Raw genomic sequence first — 21,773 nt, forward strand, 5'->3', positions numbered from 1 at the left:
ACTGCTCCGGAATTCGCTATGGATAATCAATCACTGCCACAGCTCCAACAGCGATTCGATGTACTGGTACATCAAGTGCCTGATGAAGGCATCGAATTCTGGTTCGCTCGTGAATTGCAAGAGCCTTTGGGTTATGCACGCTGGGACAATTTTTTGACCGCCATCAGGCGTGCCATGGCCTCCTGTGAGGCCACAGGAGTGGAGCCTGCCGATCATTTTCGTGACGTCACGAAAATGATCGAGGTCGGAAAAGGTGGTAAGCGCCCCGTCGAAGACTTCATGCTCACTCGATATGCCTGCTACTTGATTGCCCAAAATGGTGATCCGCGTAAACAAGCGATCGCTTTTGCTCAGAGCTACTTCGCGTTGCAAACGCGCAAGCAGGAGTTAATCGAAGACAGAATGCGCTTGCAAGCCCGCTTCGATGCGCGAGATCGTTTGCGTGAGTCGGAGAAGGAGCTATCGCAGAACATCTACGAACGAGGTGTAGATGATGAAGGATTTGCCCGTATTCGCTCCCGAGGAGATGCAGCATTGTTCGGCGGTAAAACCACGCAGGCGATGAAGGACAGGTATGGCATCGTTAAGAGCCGTCCATTGGCTGATTTTTTGCCGACACTGACAATTGCAGCCAAAAACCTGGCTAATGAGATAACTAATCACAATGTGCTACAGGTGGATTTGCAAGGCGAGCCCGCCATTGCCAAGGAGCATGTCCAGAATAATTTGAGCGTCCGAGATATGTTGGGACAGCGCGGCATCAAGCCCGAGGAGCTTCCTGCTGAAGAGGACATACGAAAACTTGAACGTCGTGTGAAATCTGAAGAGAAAAATATTGCGAAACTGGCGACCAAGCTTCCTGCTGGTGATTCAACTGATGGTTGAGTTTGAATCTTGCCAGGCTAGTTGAATTGGCAGTCGTGAATCGATTCCCTTGGATTTTGATTGAATGTTCCGTACCCACAAAAAAACCGACAGATGTCGGCTTTTTTGTGGGCGTTTCCTGCCTTAAAACCCACGGATGATTCTGGATTTGAGATCCGTGTGGAATCGGTCGGCGTTACTCCTGTTGACGCTGCGTGCCGATTCGCTGCCATTCACGGATTCCAGTGACATCGAGCGCTTGAGCGTCGATTCGTTGCGATACGCGTCGATAAAGAACTCGATATCTCTGTCGCTGGTCAGCTTCGGCCACTTATCGAGATACAGCGGCAGCTCTGTCGGGCCGGTCTTGAACGAGCAGATACGCCGATTTGTGATGGTCGCCTCGCCGATTTCGAATGGCACCCACCAGGACAGCGCGGTTTTCTCGGATACCACTGCCAGCAGGTGCGTGCATTCGCTGATGTTGCGGGTGATTACCCCGGTAATGTCGTCGGTGGTCTGGGATTCGGCATCCAGTACATCAAGGTAGGTCTTGATGTTGGCCTGCATCAGGCGCGTGTTGATGTTGATCGCATAAGCGCGATCCATGTGGCGGTAGCTGATAAACACTGGCATCAAAAATGTCCCTTGATCGCGAGTTCGCGGTAATAGGCGCCGAGGGCGGTGAGGCGGCAGCCGGTGGCGTGGATGGCGGCGTAGTACATATGTTCGGCGTCCACCGGTTCGATGAGACTGTGGCGGTTGCACTTTTGCAGCTGGGCAAAGACTTCGCCCTGTTCAGGGTTGAACTCGGGTTCGGTGGGTTCAAAGCTGGGGGTGAGGGGGTATATCGACTCTGCTTCGGCAAACCATTCAGGAAGTTTGCGCAGGATTTCCTTGGGGATCAGCGGCGAAACTTCGCGCAGGGAAATGAACTGCGACACGTTGGTCTTGAACACCGGGCGCTGTTCCCAGGCGTCGAGGGCGTTGTCGACAAACGAATAGAGGCTGCCGGGGGTGATCTTGCCCAGGATGTTCGCAGCTCCGCCGTGCAGGGCCTGGAGCAACAGTCCGGTGAACACGCCGTGCTGTGAGCCCTCCATCGCCGGCTCTGCCTTTTTGCAGGCGGTCAGAATGGTCATGCCTTCGCCGATCACGGCACACTCGCTGCGCAAGGCACGCAATTCGCCGGCCGAGCCGCTCTGGCAGCAATCGAGAATGATCACTTTGTTCTTGATCTTGGTGGCCTTGGTTGCCCAGTTGAGGATGTCGCTGAGGCGAATCCCATCCTTGGCACTCTTGTAATCCTGCGGGATCAACATGCCTTCGTCGGTGTCGGTATCGAAGCTGCCGTGGCCAGCGAAATACAGCAGTGCGACATTGCAGTCCCCGGAAAACAGCTCGCGTATCTGGTCTTCGAGCTTTTCCCTGCCCAGGTAGTCCTCGGCGGAGGTCAGGACGATGTTCTTGAAGTTCGGATCGCCATTGGCGTCGGTCTTCAGCACGGAAGCCATGGCCATGGCGTCATTGCTGCAGCCGCTCAGGCGCGAAACGTGGGTGTAGTCGTTGATGCCGATAAAAAGTCCCTTGCGCATGGTTACACCGCCGTGTGCTGGCGAATGGCGCTGATGATGCTGTTGGTGTTCCACGCACATTCGGTGTGCGACGCGTCACGCACCACCTTGGAAATGCGGTCGGCGCCGAACGGCTTGATCGCAATGATGACCTTGCCCATGCGCCTGGCTATCTCGATTTCCTTGTTGATCCACTTGCTGTAGGTGGAATACATCCCGGCCATGATCAATACCGCCGAGCACGGGCGGATCTTGTCTTCGATGGCCTCCTCAAGTTGTTTGTCGGTTTTCGCGCCCACAATCGGCTTGTCGGGTGGCACCGAAAAGTTCTTGTACTTGAAGTCGGGCCGCGCGTTGAGCAAGCGCACGAGATTGTCGTGGGCGTGGGGGTAATTCCACGAGTGGCTGATGAACAAATGGTAGGTCTGCATGGGTATCCCTCGGTGTCGCTTGAGTGCGAAGAGGGTTTGAACCTAGGCGATTGCAGCGCGGCCACAAGGGATTGGCGCGAAAAGAGAAATGCCCTACAAGCGCGTGTGCACAAGCCTTACAGAAAGGTCTGACGTTTAAATGGAGAAGGGATCCAGCCGCCGGCCGCCCCGCTGTAGTCAGGGCGGCCGGCGCGTCTGTTTAGTAACCGTTTTCCGGCAGGCTGGCGATGATCGAGCGGTAACTGTTCATCCGTTGCTGTTGCACGCGGCCGTCTTCCAGGGCCTTGAGCAGGGCGCAACCGGGTTCGCGGTCGTGCTTGCAGTCGCGGAAGCGGCAGGTGCCGAGCAGGTCGTTGAACTCGATGAAACCGGCTTCGACGTCGGCGCGGCTGACGTGGCCCAGGCCGAATTCGCGGATGCCCGGGGAGTCGATCAGCTCACCGCCACCGGGGAAGTGGAACAGGCGTGCGGTGGTCGTGGTGTGGGTGCCCTGGCCGGACAGCTCGGACAACGGGCCGACGCGGGTTTCGACCTCTGGCAGCAGGCTGTTGACCAGCGACGACTTGCCGACGCCGGACTGGCCGACGAACACGCTGATGCGCCCGTCCAGTTGCTTCTGAAGCTGTTCCATGCCGTTGCCGTGGTGGGCCGATACTTCCAGCACCGGGTAACCCAGGGTGCGGTAGACCGCGAGCAAGGCGTTCAGGGCCGGGGCGTTGTGCTCGTCGATCAGGTCGAACTTGTTCAGCAGCAACAGCGGCTTGATGCCCGCATGTTCGGCGGCGACGAGGTAGCGGTCGATCAGGTTGGCATGGGGCTCAGGCAGCGGCGCAAACACGATGACAATCATGTCGACGTTCGCGGCTACCGGTTTGAGCTGGCCACGACTGTCCGGGCGGCAGAGTTCGGTATTGCGCGGCAATTGCGCCACGATCACGCCGATGCCCTGGTTGCCGGCACGCCAGACCACCTGGTCGCCGGTCACCAATGCGGGCAGGTTCGCCCGCAGGTGGCAACGAAACACCTGGCCGGCCAGCTCGCCATCACGGGCTTCGACTTCGACCTGCACCCCGAAGTGGGCGATCACCAGGCCGTGTTGTTCCGGGCCCAGGTCGCCACCCTCAAGTGCCTCGACGGCCGAGGACTCGCGTTTGGCGGCGCGGGCAGCGCGTTCGCCCTGAATCTTTTCGATGCGCCAGTTTTGACGACGATTGAGTTGGCGTTTGGCCATGGGTGTTCCGTATCAAGAATGCAGCGATTAGGTAAAACGGCCGCGAGTTTAGCACGCCCGGCCACCGGCCTAGGCTAAACTGCGCAGCATTGCCTAGGAGCCGACTCATGCAAAACCCGCAGAACCTGATCTGGATCGACCTGGAAATGACCGGTCTGAACCCGGATACCGACGTCATCATCGAAATGGCCACTATTGTCACCGACAGCGACCTGAACACCCTGGCTGAAGGTCCGGTGATCGCCATTCACCACAGCGACGAAATCCTTGCCGGCATGGACGAGTGGAACACCCGTCAACACGGCGGTTCGGGCCTGACCCAGCGCGTGCGCGACAGTCGCATCAGCATGGCTGAAGCCGAAGCCCAGACCATCGCCTTCCTGGAAAAGTGGGTGCCGAAGGGCAAATCGCCGATCTGCGGCAACAGCATCTGCCAGGATCGTCGCTTCCTTTATACCCACATGAAATCCCTGGAAAGCTATTTCCACTACCGCAACCTTGACGTGTCCACACTCAAAGAGCTGGCTGCGCGCTGGGCACCGGACGTGCGTGACAGCTTCAAGAAGGGCAGCACCCACCTGGCGCTGGACGACATCCGCGAGTCGATCGCCGAGCTGCAGCACTACCGCCAGCACTTCATCAAGGCCTGATTGTGTAGCGTCTGTTATGGCCCTTTCGCTGGCAAGCCAGCTCCTACAGGTTTGCGCGGTTCTGTAGGAGCTGGCTTGCCAGCGAAGGGGGCTTTGAAGACGCTATCGCCAGCGAGCCGGCCCCTACAGATGGCGGCGCCCTCTTTTGGTGCCTCGGCGAAGTGCGTAGACTGCGCGCCTTTTTGCAAGGATCGCCACCATGTTGCTGATGCTCTACCTGATCGCCATCACCGCCGAGGCCATGACCGGTGCGCTGTCTGCCGGTCGTCGCGGCATGGACTGGTTCGGCGTGGTGCTGATCGCGTGCGTCACGGCGCTGGGCGGTGGTTCGGTGCGCGATGTGTTGCTTGGCCACTATCCGCTGACCTGGGTGAAACACCCGGAATACCTGGTGCTGACCACTATCGCGGCGATGATCACGGTATTCACCGCGCGCTGGATGCGCCATCTGCGTTCATTGTTCCTGGTGCTCGACGCCGTCGGTCTGGTGGCGTTCACCCTGATCGGCTGCATGACCGCCCTGGAAATGGGGCATGGCATGTTGGTCGCGTCGGTCAGCGGGGTGATCACTGGCGTTTTCGGTGGCATCCTGCGGGACATCTTCTGCAACGATATTCCGCTGATCTTCCGGCGCGAGCTGTACGCCAGCGTGTCGTTCGCGGCGGCGTGGTGCTACATGTTTTGCCTATACCTGAACTTGCCGGGAGAGCAGGCGATCTTGATCACCCTGTTCGGCGGTTTCCTGCTGCGCTTGCTGGCGATCCGCTTCCATTGGGAAATGCCCAAATTCGTCTACAACGACGAGGCCTGACGCTCGGCGTGCTGCTGCAATGCCCACTCGACATGCTCGCGGACCAATTCGGACGGATGTTCACGCCTGGCCTTCAACGCTTCCAGCACCGGAATGGTTGAAGGCGCATTGCCGAGGCCGACGGCCAGGTTGCGCAGCCAGTTCTCGTACCCTGTCCGGCGTAGCGGCGAGCCTTCGGTGCTGCTCAGGAATTTATCCTCGTCCCACATGAACAGCTCGGCCAGTCCGGCGTTGTCCAGGTTGTGCCGCGGCTTGAAGTCGCTTTCCCCGGACGGGCGGGCAAAGCGGTTCCACGGGCAGACGATCTGGCAATCATCGCAACCGAACACCCGATTGCCGATCAGCGGCCGCAGTTCCTGCGGAATCGCACCTTTGAGCTCGATGGTCAGGTAGGAAATGCAGCGCCGGGCGTCCAGCACATAGGGCCCGACGAAGGCATTGGTTGGGCAGATGTCGAGGCAGGCGCTGCAGCGGCCGCAGTGTTCGGTGGCATGGGGCGGGTCCACCGGCAGCGGCAGGTCGACGAACAGTTCGGCGAGGAAGAAGTAACTGCCGGCCTTGCGATTCAAGACCAGGGTGTTTTTGCCGATCCAGCCCAGGCCTGCCTGTTCGGCGATGGCTTTTTCCAGCACCGGGGCACTGTCGACAAAAGCCCGGAAACCAAACGGGCCGATTTCTGCCTGAATCTTGTCCGCCAGTTGTTGTACGCGTTTACGGATCAATTTGTGGTAATCGCGGCCCAAGGCATAACGCGAGACGTAGGCTTTTTCCGGCTGGGCGAGCAGCTGCGCCATTCTGGTATCGCCCGACAGGTAGTCCATGCGCAGCGACACCACGCGCAAAGTGCCCGGCACCAGTTCTTCGGGGTGCGAGCGTTTGCTGCCGTGGGCGCCCATGTACTCCATTTCGCCGTGGTAGCCGGCGGCGAGCCAGCGTTCCAGGTGCTGCTCATGCTCGGCGAGGTCGAGGCCGCTGATGCCGACTTGCTGAAAGCCCAGCTCGCGGCCCCAGTCCTTGATGGATTGGGCGAGGGCGGGCAAATCTGTGGTAATAGCGGGCATGAGGCGAGAGAAACCGGAGCTGAGGTGCGTATAATTCTGCCAGACATCGGAGCCCATAGACGCATGCCGCACGCTAAAGATGATTTACCCGACGCGCTGTACAGCGCCGCGCAGGTCCGCGGGCTCGATGCGAGCCTGATCGCGGCCGGCACACCGGGCTTCGAGCTGATGCAGCGCGCTGCGCGAGCCACCTGGCGGGCGCTGGTCCGGCAATGGCCGACGGTAAGCGAACTGACGGTGGTTACCGGTCACGGCAATAACGCTGGCGACGGTTATCTGGTCGCCGTGCTGGCCAAGCGTGCCGGGTGGACGGTACGGGTGCTGGCGGCGGGCGATCCGCAGCAACTGCGAGGTGATGCGGCTTCGGCCCATGCCGAAGCGGTAGCGGAGAAGGTTGTGATCGATGCATGGAGTGCGCAATCGGACTTGCGTGGAATCACTCTGGACGCATTGCTGGGTACCGGCCTCACTGGCGAGGTGCGCGAGCCGTACGCCAGTGTCATCGCCGCGATCAACGCCAGCGGCCTTCCCGTGGCGGCAGTGGATATCCCCTCGGGGCTTTGCGCTGATACCGGTCGCGTCCTCGGTTGCGCGGTGCGCGCCAATCTGACGGTGACCTTTATCGGGCTGAAACTGGGGTTGTTCACCGGTGACGCGGCGGATGTCGTGGGTGAGCTGGTTTTCAACGACCTGCACTCTGATCCGCAGCTGCTTGAGGGGGCGCCGACTACTGCCCGTCTCCTCATGGCTGGCAATCTGGCGCGCCTGGCCCCTCGGACTCCGGCTTCCCATAAAGGCAGATTTGGCCATGTCCTGCTGATCGGTGGCGATCGCGGGCTGGGCGGGGCGATCCTGTTGAGCGCGCAAAGTGCACTGCGCAGCGGCGCGGGCATGGTGTCGGCGGCGACCCGTCCCGAGCATGTGCCCGCTGCGCTGGCGCGGATCCCTGAGGCGATGGTGTTAGGCACAACGTCGGCCAATCAATTGATGGATTTGCTTCAAAAGGTGTCCGTGTTGGTGGTTGGCCCTGGACTGGGGCAGGGCGCCTGGGGACGAAGCCTGTTATCGGCGGCCGCCAACGCACCCCTGCCGCAAGTCTGGGACGCCGATGCGTTGAACCTGCTGGCCGAGGGCCGGGTCAGCTTGCCCAAGGGCTGTGTGATCACGCCGCACCCGGGGGAAGCCGCGCGGTTGCTGGGGCTCAGCACTGCCGAGGTTCAGGCGGATCGCCCGGCGGCGGTCCATGCACTGAGCAAAAAATACAACGCCGTGGTCGTGCTCAAGGGCGCCGGTAGTCTGATCGCCTGCCCTGACGGGCGGCTGGCCCTTTGTCATCAGGGCCATCCGGCGATGGCCACCGCGGGGCTGGGCGATGTGTTGGCCGGTCTGGTCGGTGCACTGCTTGCACAGGGCATGGCGGCGTTTGACGCGACTTGCCTGGCGGTCTGGCTGCACGCCAACGCCGGTGAGCAACAAGGAAAATTCGGCCGTGGGCTGGCGGCCAGTGATCTGATACCAGCCATTCGTCAGTTGTTGGAGGAGCAAGCACCGTGTCTGAAGTAACCCTGTACCTGGCCGATGAGCAGGCCATGAGCGACTTTGGCGCACGCATCGCCCGTATCACCGAGGGGCACGGCCTGATCTTCCTTGAAGGTAATCTTGGCATGGGCAAAACCACCTTGTCCCGGGGTATCATCCGGGGCCTGGGGCATGTCGGCGCGGTCAAGAGCCCGACCTTCACCCTGGTCGAGCCCTACGAGATCGGCGACATCCGCGCCTTCCATTTCGACCTGTATCGCCTGGTCGATCCGGAGGAGCTGGAGTTTCTCGGCATCCGCGACTATTTCGAAGACGATGCCCTGTGCCTGATCGAGTGGCCCGATAAAGGTGCAGGCTTTTTGCCAAAGCCCGACCTGACCATTACCATTAGCCCGCAAGACAGCGGGCGTTCGCTGAAAATTTTATCCCAAGGCTCGCGTGGCGAGGCCTGGTGTGCCGCATTGGCATTGGAATCCAAATAGATGATGGGGTTAGGTATGCGCTTTCGCGCGTTGGTGGCTGCCGTAGGGGTGTTGTTTCTGGCGGTGACCGTCGACGCTGTGGCCGAGACGAAGGTCAACAGTGTTCGCCTGTGGCGGGCGCCGGATAACACGCGACTGGTGTTTGACCTGACCGGCCCCGTGCAGCACAGCGTCTTTACGCTGACGTCCCCGGATCGCCTGGTCATCGACATCAATGGCGCGAGCCTCGGTGCGCCGTTGAACGTCAACAGCGCGAACACCCCGATCACCGCCATGCGCTCGGCCCAGCGTACGCCGACAGACCTGCGGGTGGTCATCGACCTGAAAAAGGCCGTGACGCCAAAAAGCTTCTCCCTGGCGCCCAACGCCCAGTATGGCAATCGACTGGTGGTCGATCTGTTCGACAACCCGGCCGACGCCGCGCCGCCGCCAGCGCCGACCCCTTCGGTCGCCACAGTGCCGGCCGTGCCGGTCACGCCCTCGGAGCCGGCCATCAAGTTGCCGCCAGCACCGGCTGGCAAGCGCGACATCATTGTGGTGATCGACGCCGGTCACGGTGGCGAAGACCCGGGCGCCTCCGGCTCCCGCGGTCAGCGCGAGAAAGACGTGGTATTGGCCATCGCTCGCGAACTGCAGCGCCAGGTCAATGGCATGAAGGGTTTCCGTGCCGAGCTGACCCGCACCGGCGACTACTTCATTCCTCTGCGTGGCCGTACGGAAATCGCCCGCAAGAAAGGCGCCGACCTGTTCGTCTCGATTCACGCCGACGCCGCACCCTCTACCGCGGCCTTCGGTGCCTCGGTGTTCGCCCTGTCCGATCGCGGCGCCACTTCGGAAACCGCGCGCTGGCTGGCCGACAGTGAAAACCGTTCCGACCTGATCGGTGGTGCCGGCAACGTCAGCCTCGACGACAAGGACCGCATGCTGGCCGGTGTGTTGCTCGATCTGTCGATGACCGCGTCCCTGACCTCCAGCCTGAACGTCGGCCAGAAAGTCCTGAGCAACATCGGCCGGGTCACGCCGTTGCACAAGCAACGGGTCGAGCAGGCCGGGTTCATGGTGCTGAAGTCGCCGGACATCCCGTCGATCCTGGTCGAAACCGGGTTTATCTCCAACGCCAACGAGGCCTCGAAACTGGCTGCCGCGAGCCACCAGCAGGCGCTGGCACGTTCCATCAGCAGTGGCGTGCGCCAGTTCTTCCAGCAGAACCCGCCACCGGGCACCTACGTTGCCTGGCTGCGTGACTCCGGGAAGATCGCCCAAGGCCCCCGTGACCATCGGGTCAACCCGGGCGAGACGCTGGCGATGATCGCGGTGCGTTATCAAGTGTCCCCAGCCGCCGTGCGCAATGCGAACAACCTGTCGAGCGATGAGCTGAAGATTGGTCAGCACCTGACCATCCCGGGTAATGATCTGGCGGCCAAAGAATGAATCAGGTCGTGAACAACGGCGCTCGCATCGAGCTGCTCAGCCCGCGACTGGCGAACCAGATTGCTGCGGGTGAGGTGGTCGAGCGCCCGGCCTCGGTGATCAAGGAGCTGCTGGAAAACAGCCTTGACTCCGGTGCCCGGCGCATCGACGTCGACGTGGAGCAGGGCGGCGTCAAGTTGCTGCGGGTGCGCGACGATGGCAGCGGCATTTCCGCCGATGACCTGCCGCTGGCCCTGGCGCGCCACGCCACCAGCAAGATCCGTAACCTGGAAGACCTTGAACAGGTCATGAGCCTGGGTTTTCGTGGTGAGGCCCTGGCATCGATCAGTTCGGTGGCGCGCCTGACCCTGACGTCGCGCACCCGTGATGCCGAGCAGGCCTGGCAAGTGGAAACCGAAGGCCGTGACATGGCGCCCCGGGTGCAACCCGCGGCCCATCCGGTGGGCACCTCGGTCGAGGTGCGCGACCTGTTCTTCAATACTCCGGCGCGCCGCAAGTTTCTCAAGACCGAAAAAACCGAATTCGATCACCTGCAGGAAGTCATCCGGCGCCTGGCGCTGGCGCGGTTCGACGTGGCCTTTCACCTGCGTCATAACGGCAAGACCATCCTCAGCCTGCACGAAGCCCACGATGACGCGGCTCGCGCCCGGCGCGTGGCGGCAATCTGCGGGCCGGGTTTCCTGGAGCAGGCGCTGCCGATCGAAATCGAACGCAATGGCCTGCACCTGTGGGGCTGGGTCGGGTTGCCGACGTTCAACCGCAGCCAGGCGGATTTGCAGTATTTCTTCGTCAATGGCCGTGCCGTGCGCGACAAACTGGTGGCCCACGCCGTGCGCCAGGCTTATCGCGACGTGCTGTTCAATGGCCGGCATCCGACGTTCGTGCTGTTTTTCGAGGTCGATCCAACGGGCGTCGACGTCAACGTGCACCCCACCAAGCACGAAGTGCGCTTCCGTGAAGGGCGCATGGTCCATGATTTCCTCTATGGCACCTTGCACCGTGCCTTGGGCGATGTGCGCCCGGATGATCAGCTGGCGGCGCCGGTTACCACGGCCATTGTCCGGCCTACCGGCCTCGAAGCCGGTGAGTTCGGCCCTCAAGGCGAAATGCGCCTGGCCGCCAATGCGCTGCTGGAGCAACCCCAGGCCCAGCCGTCGTTCAATACGCCAGCCGGTTCAGGCTCTGGCGCCGGATATCAGTATCAATACGCACCGCGACCGCAGTCAGCGGTTCCGGCTGCAGAAGCGCAGGCGGCCTATCGAGAGTTCTTCGCGCCGTTGCCCGAGGCCAACGCGGTTGCGCTGCCAGCCGGACAGGACGACATCCCGCCGCTGGGCTATGCGCTGGCCCAGCTCAAGGGCATCTACATCCTCTCGGAAAACGCCCAGGGGCTGGTGCTGGTGGACATGCATGCCGCTCATGAGCGGATCATGTACGAACGCCTGAAAGTCGCCATGGCCAGCGAGGGCTTGAGCGGGCAACCGCTGCTGGTGCCCGAATCCCTGGCGGTCAGCCAGCGTGAAGCCGATTGCGCCGAAGAACACATCGCCTGGTTCCAGCGCCTGGGCTTCGAGCTGCAGCGTCTCGGTCCGGAAACCCTGGCCATTCGGCAGATACCGGCCTTGCTCAAACAGGCTGAGGCCAATCGCCTGGTGGGTGACGTGTTGGCCGACCTGATGGAATATGGCACCAGCGACCGGATCCAGGCGCACCTGAACGAGCTGCTCGGGACCATGGCCTGCCACGGTGCGGTCCGGGCTAATCGGCGTCTGGCCCTGCCGGAAATGAACGGTCTGCTGCGTGACATGGAAAACACCGAGCGCAGCGGTCAATGCAACCATGGCCGACCGACCTGGACCCAGCTGGGCCTGGACGATCTGGACAAACTGTTCTTGCGCGGTCGTTGATGAGCCAGCTCCCTCCTGCGATTTTCCTGATGGGCCCGACCGCCGCCGGCAAGACCGACCTGGCCATCGAACTCACCAAGGTTCTGCCTTGCGAGCTGATCAGCGTCGATTCGGCGCTGGTCTACCGCGGAATGGACATCGGCACCGCCAAGCCATCAAAAGAGCTGTTGGCGGAGTTTCCGCACCGTTTGATCGATATTCTCGATCCGGCCGAGGCTTATTCGGCGGCGGATTTCCGTCGCGATGCCCTGCAAGCCATGGCTGAGATCACCGCACGGGGTAAAATTCCGCTGTTGGTGGGCGGCACGATGCTCTATTACAAGGCCTTGGTCGAAGGGCTCGCGGATATGCCAGCCGCCGATCCGGATGTCCGCGCACAGATCGAGGAAGAGGCCGCCCGCCTTGGCTGGCAGGCGTTGCACGATCAGTTGGCGATCATTGACCCGGTTTCTGCGGCGCGTATTCATCCGAACGATCCCCAGCGTCTGAGTCGAGCACTGGAAGTTTTTCGCGTTAGCGGTCAGAGCATGACCGAGCTACGCTTGCAACAATCTGCGCAAAGTACTGAAGCAGCCGCTTCGGGACGGCAACAATTGCCCTATACTGTCGCGAACTTGGCCATTGCTCCGGCGAATCGCCTGGTACTGCACGAACGAATTAAACAAAGATTCACCTTAATGTTGGAACAGGGGTTCATTGACGAGGTCGTAGCCCTGCGTAATAGAAGTGACCTGCATACCGGGTTGCCGTCTATACGTGCGGTAGGCTATCGCCAAGTCTGGGATTACCTGGATGGCAAGCTGACGTCAGCCGAGATGCAGGAGCGTGGAATCATTGCCACGCGCCAATTGGCGAAGCGCCAGTTCACCTGGCTTCGCAGTTGGGCTGATTTACACTGGCTGGACAGCCTCGATTGCGACAATCTGCCGCGCGCCTTGAAATACCTGGGGACCATCTCCATATTGAGCTGAGTCCTTGCAATTGCCGTCTATCCTTGGGGGTGGGGCGGCCAAAGCCATCTGTTTACCTATTTTTTTATTTTGAATCCTTAAAGGAGTGCGGCACATGTCAAAAGGGCATTCGCTACAAGACCCTTACTTGAATACTTTACGTAAAGAGAAAGTTGGGGTGTCCATCTACCTGGTCAACGGTATCAAACTGCAAGGTACGATCGAGTCTTTCGACCAGTTCGTTATCCTGCTGAAAAACACCGTCAGCCAAATGGTCTACAAACACGCTATCTCTACAGTAGTGCCGGTTCGTCCAATTCGTCTGCCTAGCGCAACCGAATCGGAAGCGGGTGATGCTGAGCCAGGTAACGCCTGATAGGAGTCTCCTTTGTTCTTTGAGCGCCACGGTGGTGGTGAGCGAGTCATACTCGTTCACTTGGATGGACAGGACCCTGAGGCGCGCGAAGACCCGCAGGAGTTTCAGGAATTGGCTAATTCGGCCGGCGCCGAGACCGTTGCGTTTTTTAACGTGCCGCGTCATCGGCCAACCGCCAAATTCCTGATTGGCAGCGGCAAGGTCGAGGAACTGCGCGACTTGGTCAAGGCCGAAGAAGCCGATCTGGTGATTTTCAATCACGTCCTCACGCCCAGTCAGGAACGTAACCTCGAACGTGTTTTCGAGTGTCGCGTGATCGACCGTACCGGTCTGATTCTCGATATTTTCGCCCAGCGCGCCCGTACCCATGAAGGCAAGCTCCAGGTAGAACTGGCCCAGCTTGACCACATGAGCACCCGGCTGGTTCGCGGATGGACTCACCTTGAGCGCCAAGGTGGCGGTATCGGCATGCGTGGCCCGGGTGAAACCCAACTGGAAACCGACCGCCGCTTGCTGCGGGTTCGCCTGCGCCAGATCAAGGGCCGGCTGGAGAAGGTGCGCAGCCAGCGCGAACAGTCGCGCCGTGGTCGTTCGCGTGCGGATATCCCTACCGTGTCGCTGGTGGGCTATACCAACGCCGGTAAATCCACGCTGTTCAATAATGTGACGAAATCCGACGTCTACGCGGCTGACCAATTGTTCGCCACGCTGGACCCGACCCTGCGTCGTCTGGAACTGGACGATCTGGGGCCGATTGTCCTGGCGGACACGGTAGGTTTCATTCGCCACTTGCCCCACAAGCTGGTCGAGGCATTTCGGTCTACCCTCGAAGAATCGAGCAACTCCGACCTGTTGTTGCACGTGATCGATGCGGCGGAACCGGATCGCATGTTGCAGATCGAGCAGGTGATGGTGGTGCTGGGCGAGATTGGTGCCCAGGACTTGCCGATCCTCGAGGTCTATAACAAACTCGATTTGCTTGAAGGCGTTGAGCCACAAATCCAGCGCGACGAAAATGGCAAACCCCAGCGGGTCTGGCTGTCGGCGCGTGATGGCACTGGTCTGGAATTGCTTGAGCAAGCCATTGCCGAATTGCTTGGCAGTGATTTGTTTATCGGTACCCTGCGCTTGCCGCAACGATTCGCCCGACTGCGTGCGCAGTTTTTCGAACTCGGTGCGGTGCAAAAAGAAGAGCACGACGAAGAAGGCATCAGTTTGCTGGCCGTTCGTTTGCCCCGGGTCGAGTTGAATCGACTGGTAAGCCGCGAAGGATTGCAGCCGATGGAATTCATCGAGCAACACACTTTGCAATAAAAGCCTGAGAAAGCGGTTGTGCCGTGGTGACAGGCATTCTGTAGCATTGGTCGGCGCGCCGTGGGTGCGTCTTTGCTTTATCAGATGGAGAGCGCTATGGCTTGGAATGAGCCGGGTGGCAACTCGAATAATCAGGATCCTTGGGGTGGCAAGCGCCGCAATAACGGCGACCGCAAGGGACCACCAGATCTCGACGAGGCCTTCCGAAAGCTGCAGGAAAGCCTGAACGGGTTGTTCGGTGGTGGCAAGAAACGCGGGGATGATGGGGGTGGTTCGGGCAGGAGCGGCGGCTTCGGCGGCCTGCTGGGCATCGGCCTGGTCGTGTTGGCAGCCGTTTGGCTGTACAGCGCGGTCTATGTCGTCGACGAGCAGGAGCAAGCTGTGGTGCTGCGCTTCGGCAAGTACTACGAAACCGTCGGTCCCGGCCTGAATATCTACTTCCCGCCGATCGACAAGAAGTACATGGAAAACGTCACGCGTGAGCGGGCGTACACCAAGCAGGGTCAAATGCTGACTGAAGACGAGAACATCGTCGAAGTGCCGCTGACCGTGCAGTACAAGATCAGCAACCTGCAGGACTTCGTGCTGAGCGTCGATCAGCCGGAAATCAGCCTGCAGCACGCGACCGACAGCGCCCTGCGCCATGTGGTCGGTTCCACCGCGATGGACCAGGTGCTGACCGAAGGTCGTGAGTTGATGGCCAGCGAAATCAAGGAGCGCCTGCAACGCTTCATGGATACCTATCGCACCGGTATCACCGTCACCCAGGTCAACGTACAGAGCGCAGCGGCACCGCGTGAAGTGCAGGAAGCCTTCGATGACGTGATCCGCGCCCGTGAAGACGAGCAGCGTTCGCGCAACCAGGCTGAAACCTATGCCAACGGCGTCGTGCCGGAAGCCCGTGGTCAGGCCCAGCGCATCCTTGAAGATGCCAATGGCTACCGTGACGAAACCGTCTCGCGCGCCAAGGGTGAGGCCGATCGCTTCACCAAACTGGTCGCCGAGTACCGCAAGGCACCTGAAGTCACCCGCCAGCGTCTGTACCTGGACACCATGCAGGAAGTCTTCAGCAACACCAGCAAGGTTCTCGTGACCGGCAACAAGAATGGCCAGAGCAACCTGCTGTACCTGCCTCTGGACAAGATGGTCGAAAGTGGTCGCAGCACCAGCACCCAGGTGACCGGCGCGGCAGCCAGCAGCAATGAAGCGAATGCGCGTGCGGCAGCTGATCTGCAGCAACAGCAAGCACGTACCAGGGAGAGTCGCTGATGAGCAATAAATCGCTGATCGCCCTTATTGTCGGCGTCGTCGTGGCGATCGCTGCCTGGAACTGCTTCTACATCGTGGCTCAGACCGAGCGTGCGGTGTTGCTGCAGTTCGGTCGCGTGGTCCAGACCGATGTTCAGCCAGGCCTGCATGTGAAAGTGCCCTACGTTAACCAGGTGCGTAAATTTGACGCACGCCTGATGACGCTGGATGCACCGACGCAACGCTTCCTGACGCTGGAAAAGAAAGCCGTGATGGTCGATGCCTACGCCAAGTGGCGGGTGAAGGACGCCGAGCGTTTCTACACCGCGACTTCCGGTCTGAAGCAGATTGCCGACGAGCGTCTGTCCCGTCGTCTCGAGTCGGGCCTGCGTGACCAGTTCGGTAAGCGCACCTTGCACGAAGTGGTGTCCGGTGAGCGTGATGCGCTGATGGCGGATATCACCGCTTCGCTGAACAAGATGGCCGAAAAGGAGCTGGGCATCGAGGTTGTCGATGTTCGGGTCAAGACCATCGACCTGCCGAAGGAAGTGAACCGCAGCGTGTTCGAACGTATGAGCACCGAGCGTGAGCGTGAAGCTCGCGAGCACCGCGCCAAGGGTAACGAGCTGGCTGAAGGCATCCGTGCCGACGCCGATCGTCAACGCCGCGTGCTGCTGGCCGAAGCCTATCGTGAATCCGAAGAGATTCGCGGTGACGGTGACGCCCAGGCCGCTTCGATCTATTCCAAGGCCTACGGTCAGGATCAGGAGTTCTACGCGTTCTACCGTAGCCTGCGCGCCTACCGTGAAAGCTTCGCGAACAAATCCGACGTCATGGTCCTGGACCCAAGCAGTGACTTCTTCCACTACCTGGAAAAAGCCAAGCCTTGATACGACGTTGACCTGATTCATCCCGCCGGGCGGCTAAAACCTCTGGCGGGGTGATCCTTTGGGAAAACGTGTGTATGATGCGGCAGCCGGGAAATTCCCGGCTTTTTTGCGTCTGCACGTTTGATTGCTGTTTTGTGCAGGTGCCCGAGCTGAATGCTCGACAGGTTTTTCGAGGAAAGTGATTGGCGAAGCCGGTAGCAGGCGTTTCGCTTCGTTGCTCCTGCGTCCGATTTATGACCATGGGCTGATCATTTTCTGCTTCACTCAAGGCTCGGCCAAAGGCTGACCGCCCGGATACAGGGGAAGGCGTAATGGCAACGGTAGACCGCTGGCTTCTGCCAGATGGCATCGAAGAAGTACTGCCACCTGAAGCGGCGCGCATTGAAGTTGCGCGTCGTCAGGTGTTGGATCTGTTCCAGAGCTGGGGTTACGAGTTTGTCGTGACTCCCCATATCGAGTACCTGGAATCCCTGCTGACCGGCGCGGGCCAGGACCTGGACCTGCGGACCTTCAAGGTCATCGACCCGCAATCGGGCCGGCAGATGGGTTTCCGTGCCGACATCACGCCGCAAGTGGCGCGCATCGATGCGCACACCCTGCGTCGCGAAGGTCCGAGCCGCCTGTGTTACGCCGGCAGCGTGCTGCATGCCCAGCCGCGTGCCTTGTCGTCCTCGCGCAGCCCGATCCAGTTGGGCGCCGAGTTGTATGGCGATGCCAGCCCGAGCAGCGACGTGGAAGTCATCAGCCTGATGCTTGCCATGCTGCAACTGGCCGATGTGCCGGATGTGCACATGGACCTGGGGCATGTCGGTATCTACCGCGGCCTGGCCCGCGCCGCCGGTCTGTCCGGCGAAGTTGAACAACAGTTGTTCGATGCGTTGCAACGCAAGGCCATCGACGAGGTCATTACCTTGACCGAAGGCTTGCCGGCTGATCTATCGGGCATGCTGCGTGCGTTGGTCGATCTGTGTGGCGGCCGTGAAGTGCTGGCGGCCGCGCGTGAGCGACTGGCCAAGGCCCCGGCCCCGGTGCTGGCGGCACTGGATGACTTGCTGGCGATTGCCGAGCGTCTGTCCGTGCGTTTCCCGGAGCTGCCGCTGTACTTCGACCTGGGCGAGCTGCGCGGTTACCACTACCACACCGGTGTGGTGTTCGCGGTGTTCGTTCCGGGTGTTGGCCAGTCCATCGCCCAGGGCGGTCGCTACGACGACATCGGCGCCGACTTCGGTCGTGCCCGTCCGGCCACCGGCTTCTCCACCGATTTGAAAACCCTGGTGACCCTGGGGCGTGCTGAGATCGAGCTACCGTCTGGCGGTATCTGGATGCCTGACAGTACGGATGCGGCACTCTGGCAGCAGGTTTGCCAGTTGCGCAGTGAGGGTCAGCGTGTCGTCCAGGCATTGCCTGGGCAGCCATTGGCCGCCGCCCGTGAAGCGGACTGCGACCGGCAATTGATTCAGCAGAACGGGCTTTGGCAAGTATCGCCACTGGCTTCTTGAGTTTTCCTGCCGGCTGCCGCCGGCACCAAGTTTGCGCGAATGAGGACAAGTGTTATGGGTAAGAATGTCGTAGTCCTGGGCACCCAATGGGGTGATGAGGGCAAAGGCAAGATCGTTGATCTGCTGACCGAACATGCTGCCGCCGTAGTGCGCTACCAGGGTGGCCACAACGCAGGTCACACTCTGGTGATCGATGGCGAAAAAACTGTCTTGCACCTGATCCCGTCGGGCGTACTGCGCGAAGGCGTGCAATGCCTGATCGGCAACGGCGTGGTGGTTGCACCTGACGCCCTGCTGCGCGAGATCACCAAGCTGGAAGAAAAAGGCGTACCGGTGCGCGAGCGCCTGCGTATCAGCCCGTCCTGCCCACTGATCCTGTCCTTCCACGTAGCGCTGGACCAGGCCCGTGAAAAGGCCCGCGGCGAGCTGAAGATCGGCACCACCGGTCGCGGCATCGGCCCGGCCTACGAAGACAAGGTTGCACGTCGTGGCCTGCGTGTGGGCGACCTGCTCAACATGCCGCGCTTTGAAGACAAACTGCGTGAACTGGTGGATTACCACAACTTCATGCTGGTGGGTTACTACAAAGAGCCAGCCATCGAATTCGAAAAGACCCTGGCCGAATGCAAAGAATACGCGGAGCTGCTCAAGCCGCTGATGCTGGACGTGACTGCCGAGCTGCACGACCTGCGTCGCGCTGGCAAAGACATCATGTTCGAAGGCGCCCAAGGCTCCCTGCTGGACATCGACCACGGTACCTACCCGTACGTGACCAGCTCTAACACGACCGCTGGCGGCGTCGCTACCGGTTCGGGTGTTGGCCCCATGTTCCTGGACTACATCCTGGGCATCACCAAGGCTTACACCACGCGTGTAGGTTCGGGTCCATTCCCGACTGAGTTGTTCGACGAAGTCGGTGCGCACCTGGCTAAACAAGGTCACGAGTTCGGCGCAACTACCGGCCGTGCCCGTCGTTGTGGCTGGTTCGACGCCGTTATCCTGCGTCGCGCTATCGACGTGAACAGCATCTCGGGCATCTGCCTGACCAAGCTGGACGTGCTCGACGGTCTGGAAACCATCAACATCTGCGTCGGCTATAAAGATGCAGAAGGCAACGCCGTTGCCCCGACTGATGCTGACAGCTACGTGGGCCTGCAGCCTGTGTACGAAGAAGTGCCGGGCTGGACCGAGTCGACCGTGGGTGCCAAAACCCTGGAAGAGCTGCCAGCTAACGCCCGTGCTTACATCAAACGCGTCGAAGAGCTGATCGGCGCGCCGATCGACATTATTTCGACGGGTCCGGACCGCAACGAAACCATCGTTCTGCGCCATCCGTTCGCTTGATAAGCTGTTGATGTAAAACACAAAGGCCCCTCAATAGGGGCCTTTGTCGTATATGCCTGTCGAACGGCATGACCTTTGCTATTAGCTTTGCCTAAAGCGTCACTTTCGGGCGTGCCATCAATTTAATGGCGCTAATGCAGAGGGATTTCAAGTGTCGGCCGTTCTCTCATTGTTACAAAGCCGTTTGTTGCGGCCCGTATTCGTTACCCTTGGTATCGCCCTTTTGGTGCAGGTACTGGTGGCGGTCGCGCTGACCCGGAGCACTGTGACGGCGCTGGAAGCCGATCTCGGTCAGCGCCTTGGCGCGGACAGTCAAAAACTTTCCGGTGAGCTCGAGCAGGCGGGACGTGAAGTCACGTCGAGCCTCGACAGCCTGTCTGCCAGTACCCGTCAGCGCCTCACGGCTGGCTTGTCTACACGGCTGAAGGACGAGCAGGCGCAGTTGCGTGCGACCCTGGAAAAAGACCTGAAGGATTCCGCCAGCGACATGGCGCAGCTTCTGGCCTCGGTGGCTCCTCGTGCCATGTGGGACAACGACGTTCCGACCTTGTCCGAGTTCGCCCGTCGGGCCCAGCGCAACCCCAACGTGCTGTTCGTGGTGTATGACGACGCCACCGGCCAGCACCTGACGCGTTATCTCAACCGGGAAAACCCGATCAACAAGGCCCTTTTGGAAAAAGGCCAGGGCGAGCGTGCGCTGGACAAGGTGCTGGATGCGGCGAAGAACGATCCGTCAGTGTTCTACATCGAGGCCTCGATCAACCCGAACGGCGTGGAAATCGGCAAGGTCCTGATGGGCGTCTCGACGGCCTCGGTGGAGGCTGATCTGGCAGCCCTGGACAAGCGCTTCTCGGCCTTGATCGCCAGCGGCGACCAGCTGGTGGGTGACAGCCTCAAAGGCGCGGCGGCGGACAGTGCAGCCGCCATGCGTGCGCGTCTGCAATCGGCCCAGTCCACGGCCGCTGAAATGAAAGCCAACACCACCAGCACCGTGCAGGAGGCCGCGGCAACCTTGCGCTGGCGTATCGGTGTGAGTCTGGCGGTGGTGGGCTTTGGTGTCCTGCTGTTGCTGGCGGTGGTGCTCGGCCGTCGAGTGGTCAATCGCCTGAAGATGCTGATTGTCGCCATGGATGACCTGGCGGCGGGTGAGGGCGATCTGACCAAGCGCGTGCAGATCAGCAGCAAGGACGAAATCGGTGATATGGCCTCGGCGGTCAATCGCTTTGTGGATAAATTGCAGCCGATCGTGCGCGAGGCGGGTGATGTCGCACAGCGTACCGGTGTGGAAATCGGTGCCATGACGTTGCGTAACGCCGGGGCCGATGCGGCGGCAGGCATGCAGCGCGATGAGGTGGCGGAAAGCCTGCGGGCCCTGTCGCGAATGGCGGATGAAGCACAGTCTGAAAGTCATGCCATGCAAGCGGCATTGAAGCAGGTGGTGGATATTCGCCAGGCCACCGACGAAAACACCCGGACCTCGGCGAAAGTCGGCAACCTGATCGAAGCGTTGGCAGGCCAGGTCGAAACCGGCGCGCAAGTGATCGAGCGCCTGGCGCAGCAGAGCGAGCAGATCGAGGTGGTGCTGACGGTGATCCACGGGATTGCCGAGCAGACCAACCTGCTGGCGCTGAACGCGGCCATTGAAGCGGCGCGCGCTGGCGAAACCGGGCGCGGGTTTGCGGTGGTGGCGGATGAGGTGCGCGCATTGGCGAGCAAGACGCAAAGCTCCACCGGCGATATCCAGGCGCACATCGTGGCGTTGCAGCAAGGCGCCCGCGAAGCCGTGGCGGCCATCGGCCAGGCCGGGCGTCAGGCCAGCGAGGGCCTGCTGGTCCTGCGTGACAGCGCGCGGTTGCAGCAATCGGTGCAGGCTTCGGTCGAGCAGGTGCACACGGCGATCGGCCTGGCGACCCAGGCCGCCGAGCACCAGGCCCGTGGAGCCCAGGCGGTGCGTGGTCGGGTCGAGACTATTCATGTGCAGGCCGAGAAGGCGGCCCAGGCGGTGGTGGAAACCACGGCCAGCGGCAAGGTGCTCGATGGCCTGGCGGCGCAGTTGAAAGCGAGCCTGGGGCAGTTCAGGGCTTGATGTATTGCCTGGCCTGGCCCCTTCGCGAGCAAGCCCGCTCCCACATTTGATCGCGTTCTTTCTGGGCGAACGCGGTCCACTGTGG

At 60.9% G+C, this 21,773-nt stretch carries 20 protein-coding genes; 15 read left to right on the forward strand and 5 right to left on the reverse strand.

Annotated elements, in window-relative coordinates; all coding sequences use genetic code 11:
- Positions 1 to 18: 18 nt before the first annotated feature.
- Entirely contained in the window at positions 19 to 885 is an 867-nt protein-coding gene (gene dinD / locus NPS56_RS23185) for a DNA damage-inducible protein D (RefSeq protein ID WP_274076790.1), read from the forward strand.
- 123 nt (positions 886 to 1,008) lie between these two features.
- Here dinD and NPS56_RS23190 read toward each other — a convergent pair whose 3' ends face one another.
- From NPS56_RS23190 to rsgA, 4 genes are all read right to left on the reverse strand, one after another.
- Positions 1,009 to 1,500 carry a toll/interleukin-1 receptor domain-containing protein gene (locus tag NPS56_RS23190; RefSeq protein WP_274076791.1) on the reverse strand — a complete coding sequence of 164 codons (492 nt, stop codon included), beginning with the start codon at positions 1,498 to 1,500 and terminating at the stop codon, positions 1,009 to 1,011.
- Positions 1,500 to 2,459 carry a caspase family protein gene (locus NPS56_RS23195; RefSeq protein WP_274076792.1) on the reverse strand — a complete coding sequence of 320 codons (960 nt, stop codon included), beginning with the start codon at positions 2,457 to 2,459 and terminating at the stop codon, positions 1,500 to 1,502. Before NPS56_RS23195 ends, NPS56_RS23190 begins: the two co-directional genes overlap by 1 nt.
- Positions 2,460 to 2,461: 2 nt before the next feature.
- Positions 2,462 to 2,869, reverse strand: a complete 408-nt coding sequence (locus NPS56_RS23200; protein ID WP_274076793.1) for a TIR domain-containing protein — start codon at positions 2,867 to 2,869, stop codon at positions 2,462 to 2,464.
- Between the two features lie 199 nt (positions 2,870 to 3,068).
- Positions 3,069 to 4,100: a small ribosomal subunit biogenesis GTPase RsgA gene (rsgA, locus tag NPS56_RS23205; RefSeq protein ID WP_008064125.1), complete on the reverse strand. Its 1,032-nt coding sequence runs from the start codon at positions 4,098 to 4,100 to the stop codon at positions 3,069 to 3,071.
- Positions 4,101 to 4,207: 107 nt separating this feature from the next.
- On the opposite strand from rsgA, the gene orn reads away from it, so the two are divergent.
- Together orn and NPS56_RS23215 are read left to right on the forward strand one after the other, a co-directional pair.
- The gene (gene orn / locus NPS56_RS23210; protein WP_179057346.1) at positions 4,208 to 4,750 is read left to right on the forward strand and encodes an oligoribonuclease; all 543 of its coding nucleotides are present in this window, start codon (positions 4,208 to 4,210) and stop codon (positions 4,748 to 4,750) included.
- 199 nt (positions 4,751 to 4,949) lie between these two features.
- The gene (locus NPS56_RS23215; protein WP_274076794.1) at positions 4,950 to 5,561 is read left to right on the forward strand and encodes a trimeric intracellular cation channel family protein; all 612 of its coding nucleotides are present in this window, start codon (positions 4,950 to 4,952) and stop codon (positions 5,559 to 5,561) included.
- On the opposite strand, the gene queG is transcribed toward NPS56_RS23215, so the two are convergent.
- Complete coding sequence (gene queG / locus NPS56_RS23220; RefSeq protein ID WP_274076795.1) at positions 5,543 to 6,622, reverse strand: tRNA epoxyqueuosine(34) reductase QueG; 1,080 nt, start codon at positions 6,620 to 6,622, stop codon at positions 5,543 to 5,545. The two genes, NPS56_RS23215 and queG, sit on opposite strands and share 19 nt — an antisense overlap.
- A gap of 63 nt (positions 6,623 to 6,685) precedes the next feature.
- Between queG and NPS56_RS23225 the strand changes: the two genes are divergently transcribed.
- The 12 genes from NPS56_RS23225 (at position 6,686) to NPS56_RS23280 (ending at position 21,688) form a co-directional block, all read left to right on the forward strand.
- Entirely contained in the window at positions 6,686 to 8,185 is a 1,500-nt protein-coding gene (locus tag NPS56_RS23225) for an NAD(P)H-hydrate dehydratase (RefSeq protein WP_274076796.1), read from the forward strand.
- Positions 8,173 to 8,643, forward strand: coding sequence for a tRNA (adenosine(37)-N6)-threonylcarbamoyltransferase complex ATPase subunit type 1 TsaE (gene tsaE, locus NPS56_RS23230; protein WP_274076797.1), 471 nt, complete (start codon positions 8,173 to 8,175; stop codon positions 8,641 to 8,643). Before NPS56_RS23225 ends, tsaE begins: the two co-directional genes overlap by 13 nt.
- Positions 8,644 to 10,074 carry an N-acetylmuramoyl-L-alanine amidase gene (locus tag NPS56_RS23235; protein ID WP_274076798.1) on the forward strand — a complete coding sequence of 477 codons (1,431 nt, stop codon included), beginning with the start codon at positions 8,644 to 8,646 and terminating at the stop codon, positions 10,072 to 10,074.
- Positions 10,071 to 11,981: a DNA mismatch repair endonuclease MutL gene (gene mutL / locus NPS56_RS23240; RefSeq protein ID WP_425313645.1), complete on the forward strand. Its 1,911-nt coding sequence runs from the start codon at positions 10,071 to 10,073 to the stop codon at positions 11,979 to 11,981. Before NPS56_RS23235 ends, mutL begins: the two co-directional genes overlap by 4 nt.
- Positions 11,981 to 12,952, forward strand: a complete 972-nt coding sequence (miaA, locus tag NPS56_RS23245) for a tRNA (adenosine(37)-N6)-dimethylallyltransferase MiaA (protein WP_274076799.1) — start codon at positions 11,981 to 11,983, stop codon at positions 12,950 to 12,952. The genes mutL and miaA overlap by 1 nt, the downstream gene beginning before the upstream one ends.
- A gap of 94 nt (positions 12,953 to 13,046) precedes the next feature.
- Complete coding sequence (gene hfq / locus NPS56_RS23250) at positions 13,047 to 13,307, forward strand: RNA chaperone Hfq (RefSeq protein WP_007902656.1); 261 nt, start codon at positions 13,047 to 13,049, stop codon at positions 13,305 to 13,307.
- 12 nt (positions 13,308 to 13,319) lie between these two features.
- Positions 13,320 to 14,621 carry a ribosome rescue GTPase HflX gene (hflX, locus tag NPS56_RS23255; protein ID WP_274076800.1) on the forward strand — a complete coding sequence of 434 codons (1,302 nt, stop codon included), beginning with the start codon at positions 13,320 to 13,322 and terminating at the stop codon, positions 14,619 to 14,621.
- A gap of 96 nt (positions 14,622 to 14,717) precedes the next feature.
- Positions 14,718 to 15,890 carry an FtsH protease activity modulator HflK gene (hflK, locus tag NPS56_RS23260; RefSeq protein WP_274076801.1) on the forward strand — a complete coding sequence of 391 codons (1,173 nt, stop codon included), beginning with the start codon at positions 14,718 to 14,720 and terminating at the stop codon, positions 15,888 to 15,890.
- Entirely contained in the window at positions 15,890 to 16,759 is an 870-nt protein-coding gene (gene hflC, locus NPS56_RS23265) for a protease modulator HflC (protein WP_008064109.1), read from the forward strand. Before hflK ends, hflC begins: the two co-directional genes overlap by 1 nt.
- 311 nt (positions 16,760 to 17,070) lie before the next feature.
- On the forward strand, positions 17,071 to 18,258 hold the full coding sequence (locus tag NPS56_RS23270) for an ATP phosphoribosyltransferase regulatory subunit (protein WP_090328525.1): 1,188 nt from the start codon (positions 17,071 to 17,073) through the stop codon (positions 18,256 to 18,258).
- Between the two features lie 54 nt (positions 18,259 to 18,312).
- Positions 18,313 to 19,602: an adenylosuccinate synthase gene (locus NPS56_RS23275; RefSeq protein WP_016984782.1), complete on the forward strand. Its 1,290-nt coding sequence runs from the start codon at positions 18,313 to 18,315 to the stop codon at positions 19,600 to 19,602.
- Positions 19,603 to 19,753: 151 nt separating this feature from the next.
- Entirely contained in the window at positions 19,754 to 21,688 is a 1,935-nt protein-coding gene (locus NPS56_RS23280) for a methyl-accepting chemotaxis protein (protein ID WP_274076803.1), read from the forward strand.
- Positions 21,689 to 21,773: the final 85 nt, after the last annotated feature.

Origin of the sequence: Pseudomonas putida (assembly GCF_028682635.1) — a bacterium.
Classification (GTDB): Bacteria; Pseudomonadota; Gammaproteobacteria; order Pseudomonadales; family Pseudomonadaceae; genus Aquipseudomonas; species Aquipseudomonas putida_AE.

Coding starts and splice junctions, on each gene's coding strand:
- dinD (WP_274076790.1), top strand. CDS start 19: ATGGATAATCAATCACTGCCACAGCTCCAACAGCGATTCGATGTACTG.
- NPS56_RS23190 (WP_274076791.1), bottom strand. CDS start 1,500: ATGCCAGTGTTTATCAGCTACCGCCACATGGATCGCGCTTATGCGATC.
- NPS56_RS23195 (WP_274076792.1), bottom strand. CDS start 2,459: ATGCGCAAGGGACTTTTTATCGGCATCAACGACTACACCCACGTTTCG.
- NPS56_RS23200 (WP_274076793.1), bottom strand. CDS start 2,869: ATGCAGACCTACCATTTGTTCATCAGCCACTCGTGGAATTACCCCCAC.
- rsgA (WP_008064125.1), bottom strand. CDS start 4,100: ATGGCCAAACGCCAACTCAATCGTCGTCAAAACTGGCGCATCGAAAAG.
- orn (WP_179057346.1), top strand. CDS start 4,208: ATGCAAAACCCGCAGAACCTGATCTGGATCGACCTGGAAATGACCGGT.
- NPS56_RS23215 (WP_274076794.1), top strand. CDS start 4,950: ATGTTGCTGATGCTCTACCTGATCGCCATCACCGCCGAGGCCATGACC.
- queG (WP_274076795.1), bottom strand. CDS start 6,622: ATGCCCGCTATTACCACAGATTTGCCCGCCCTCGCCCAATCCATCAAG.
- NPS56_RS23225 (WP_274076796.1), top strand. CDS start 6,686: ATGCCGCACGCTAAAGATGATTTACCCGACGCGCTGTACAGCGCCGCG.
- NPS56_RS23235 (WP_274076798.1), top strand. CDS start 8,644: ATGATGGGGTTAGGTATGCGCTTTCGCGCGTTGGTGGCTGCCGTAGGG.
- mutL (WP_425313645.1), top strand. CDS start 10,071: ATGAATCAGGTCGTGAACAACGGCGCTCGCATCGAGCTGCTCAGCCCG.
- miaA (WP_274076799.1), top strand. CDS start 11,981: ATGAGCCAGCTCCCTCCTGCGATTTTCCTGATGGGCCCGACCGCCGCC.
- hfq (WP_007902656.1), top strand. CDS start 13,047: ATGTCAAAAGGGCATTCGCTACAAGACCCTTACTTGAATACTTTACGT.
- hflK (WP_274076801.1), top strand. CDS start 14,718: ATGGCTTGGAATGAGCCGGGTGGCAACTCGAATAATCAGGATCCTTGG.
- hflC (WP_008064109.1), top strand. CDS start 15,890: ATGAGCAATAAATCGCTGATCGCCCTTATTGTCGGCGTCGTCGTGGCG.
- NPS56_RS23270 (WP_090328525.1), top strand. CDS start 17,071: ATGGCAACGGTAGACCGCTGGCTTCTGCCAGATGGCATCGAAGAAGTA.
- NPS56_RS23275 (WP_016984782.1), top strand. CDS start 18,313: ATGGGTAAGAATGTCGTAGTCCTGGGCACCCAATGGGGTGATGAGGGC.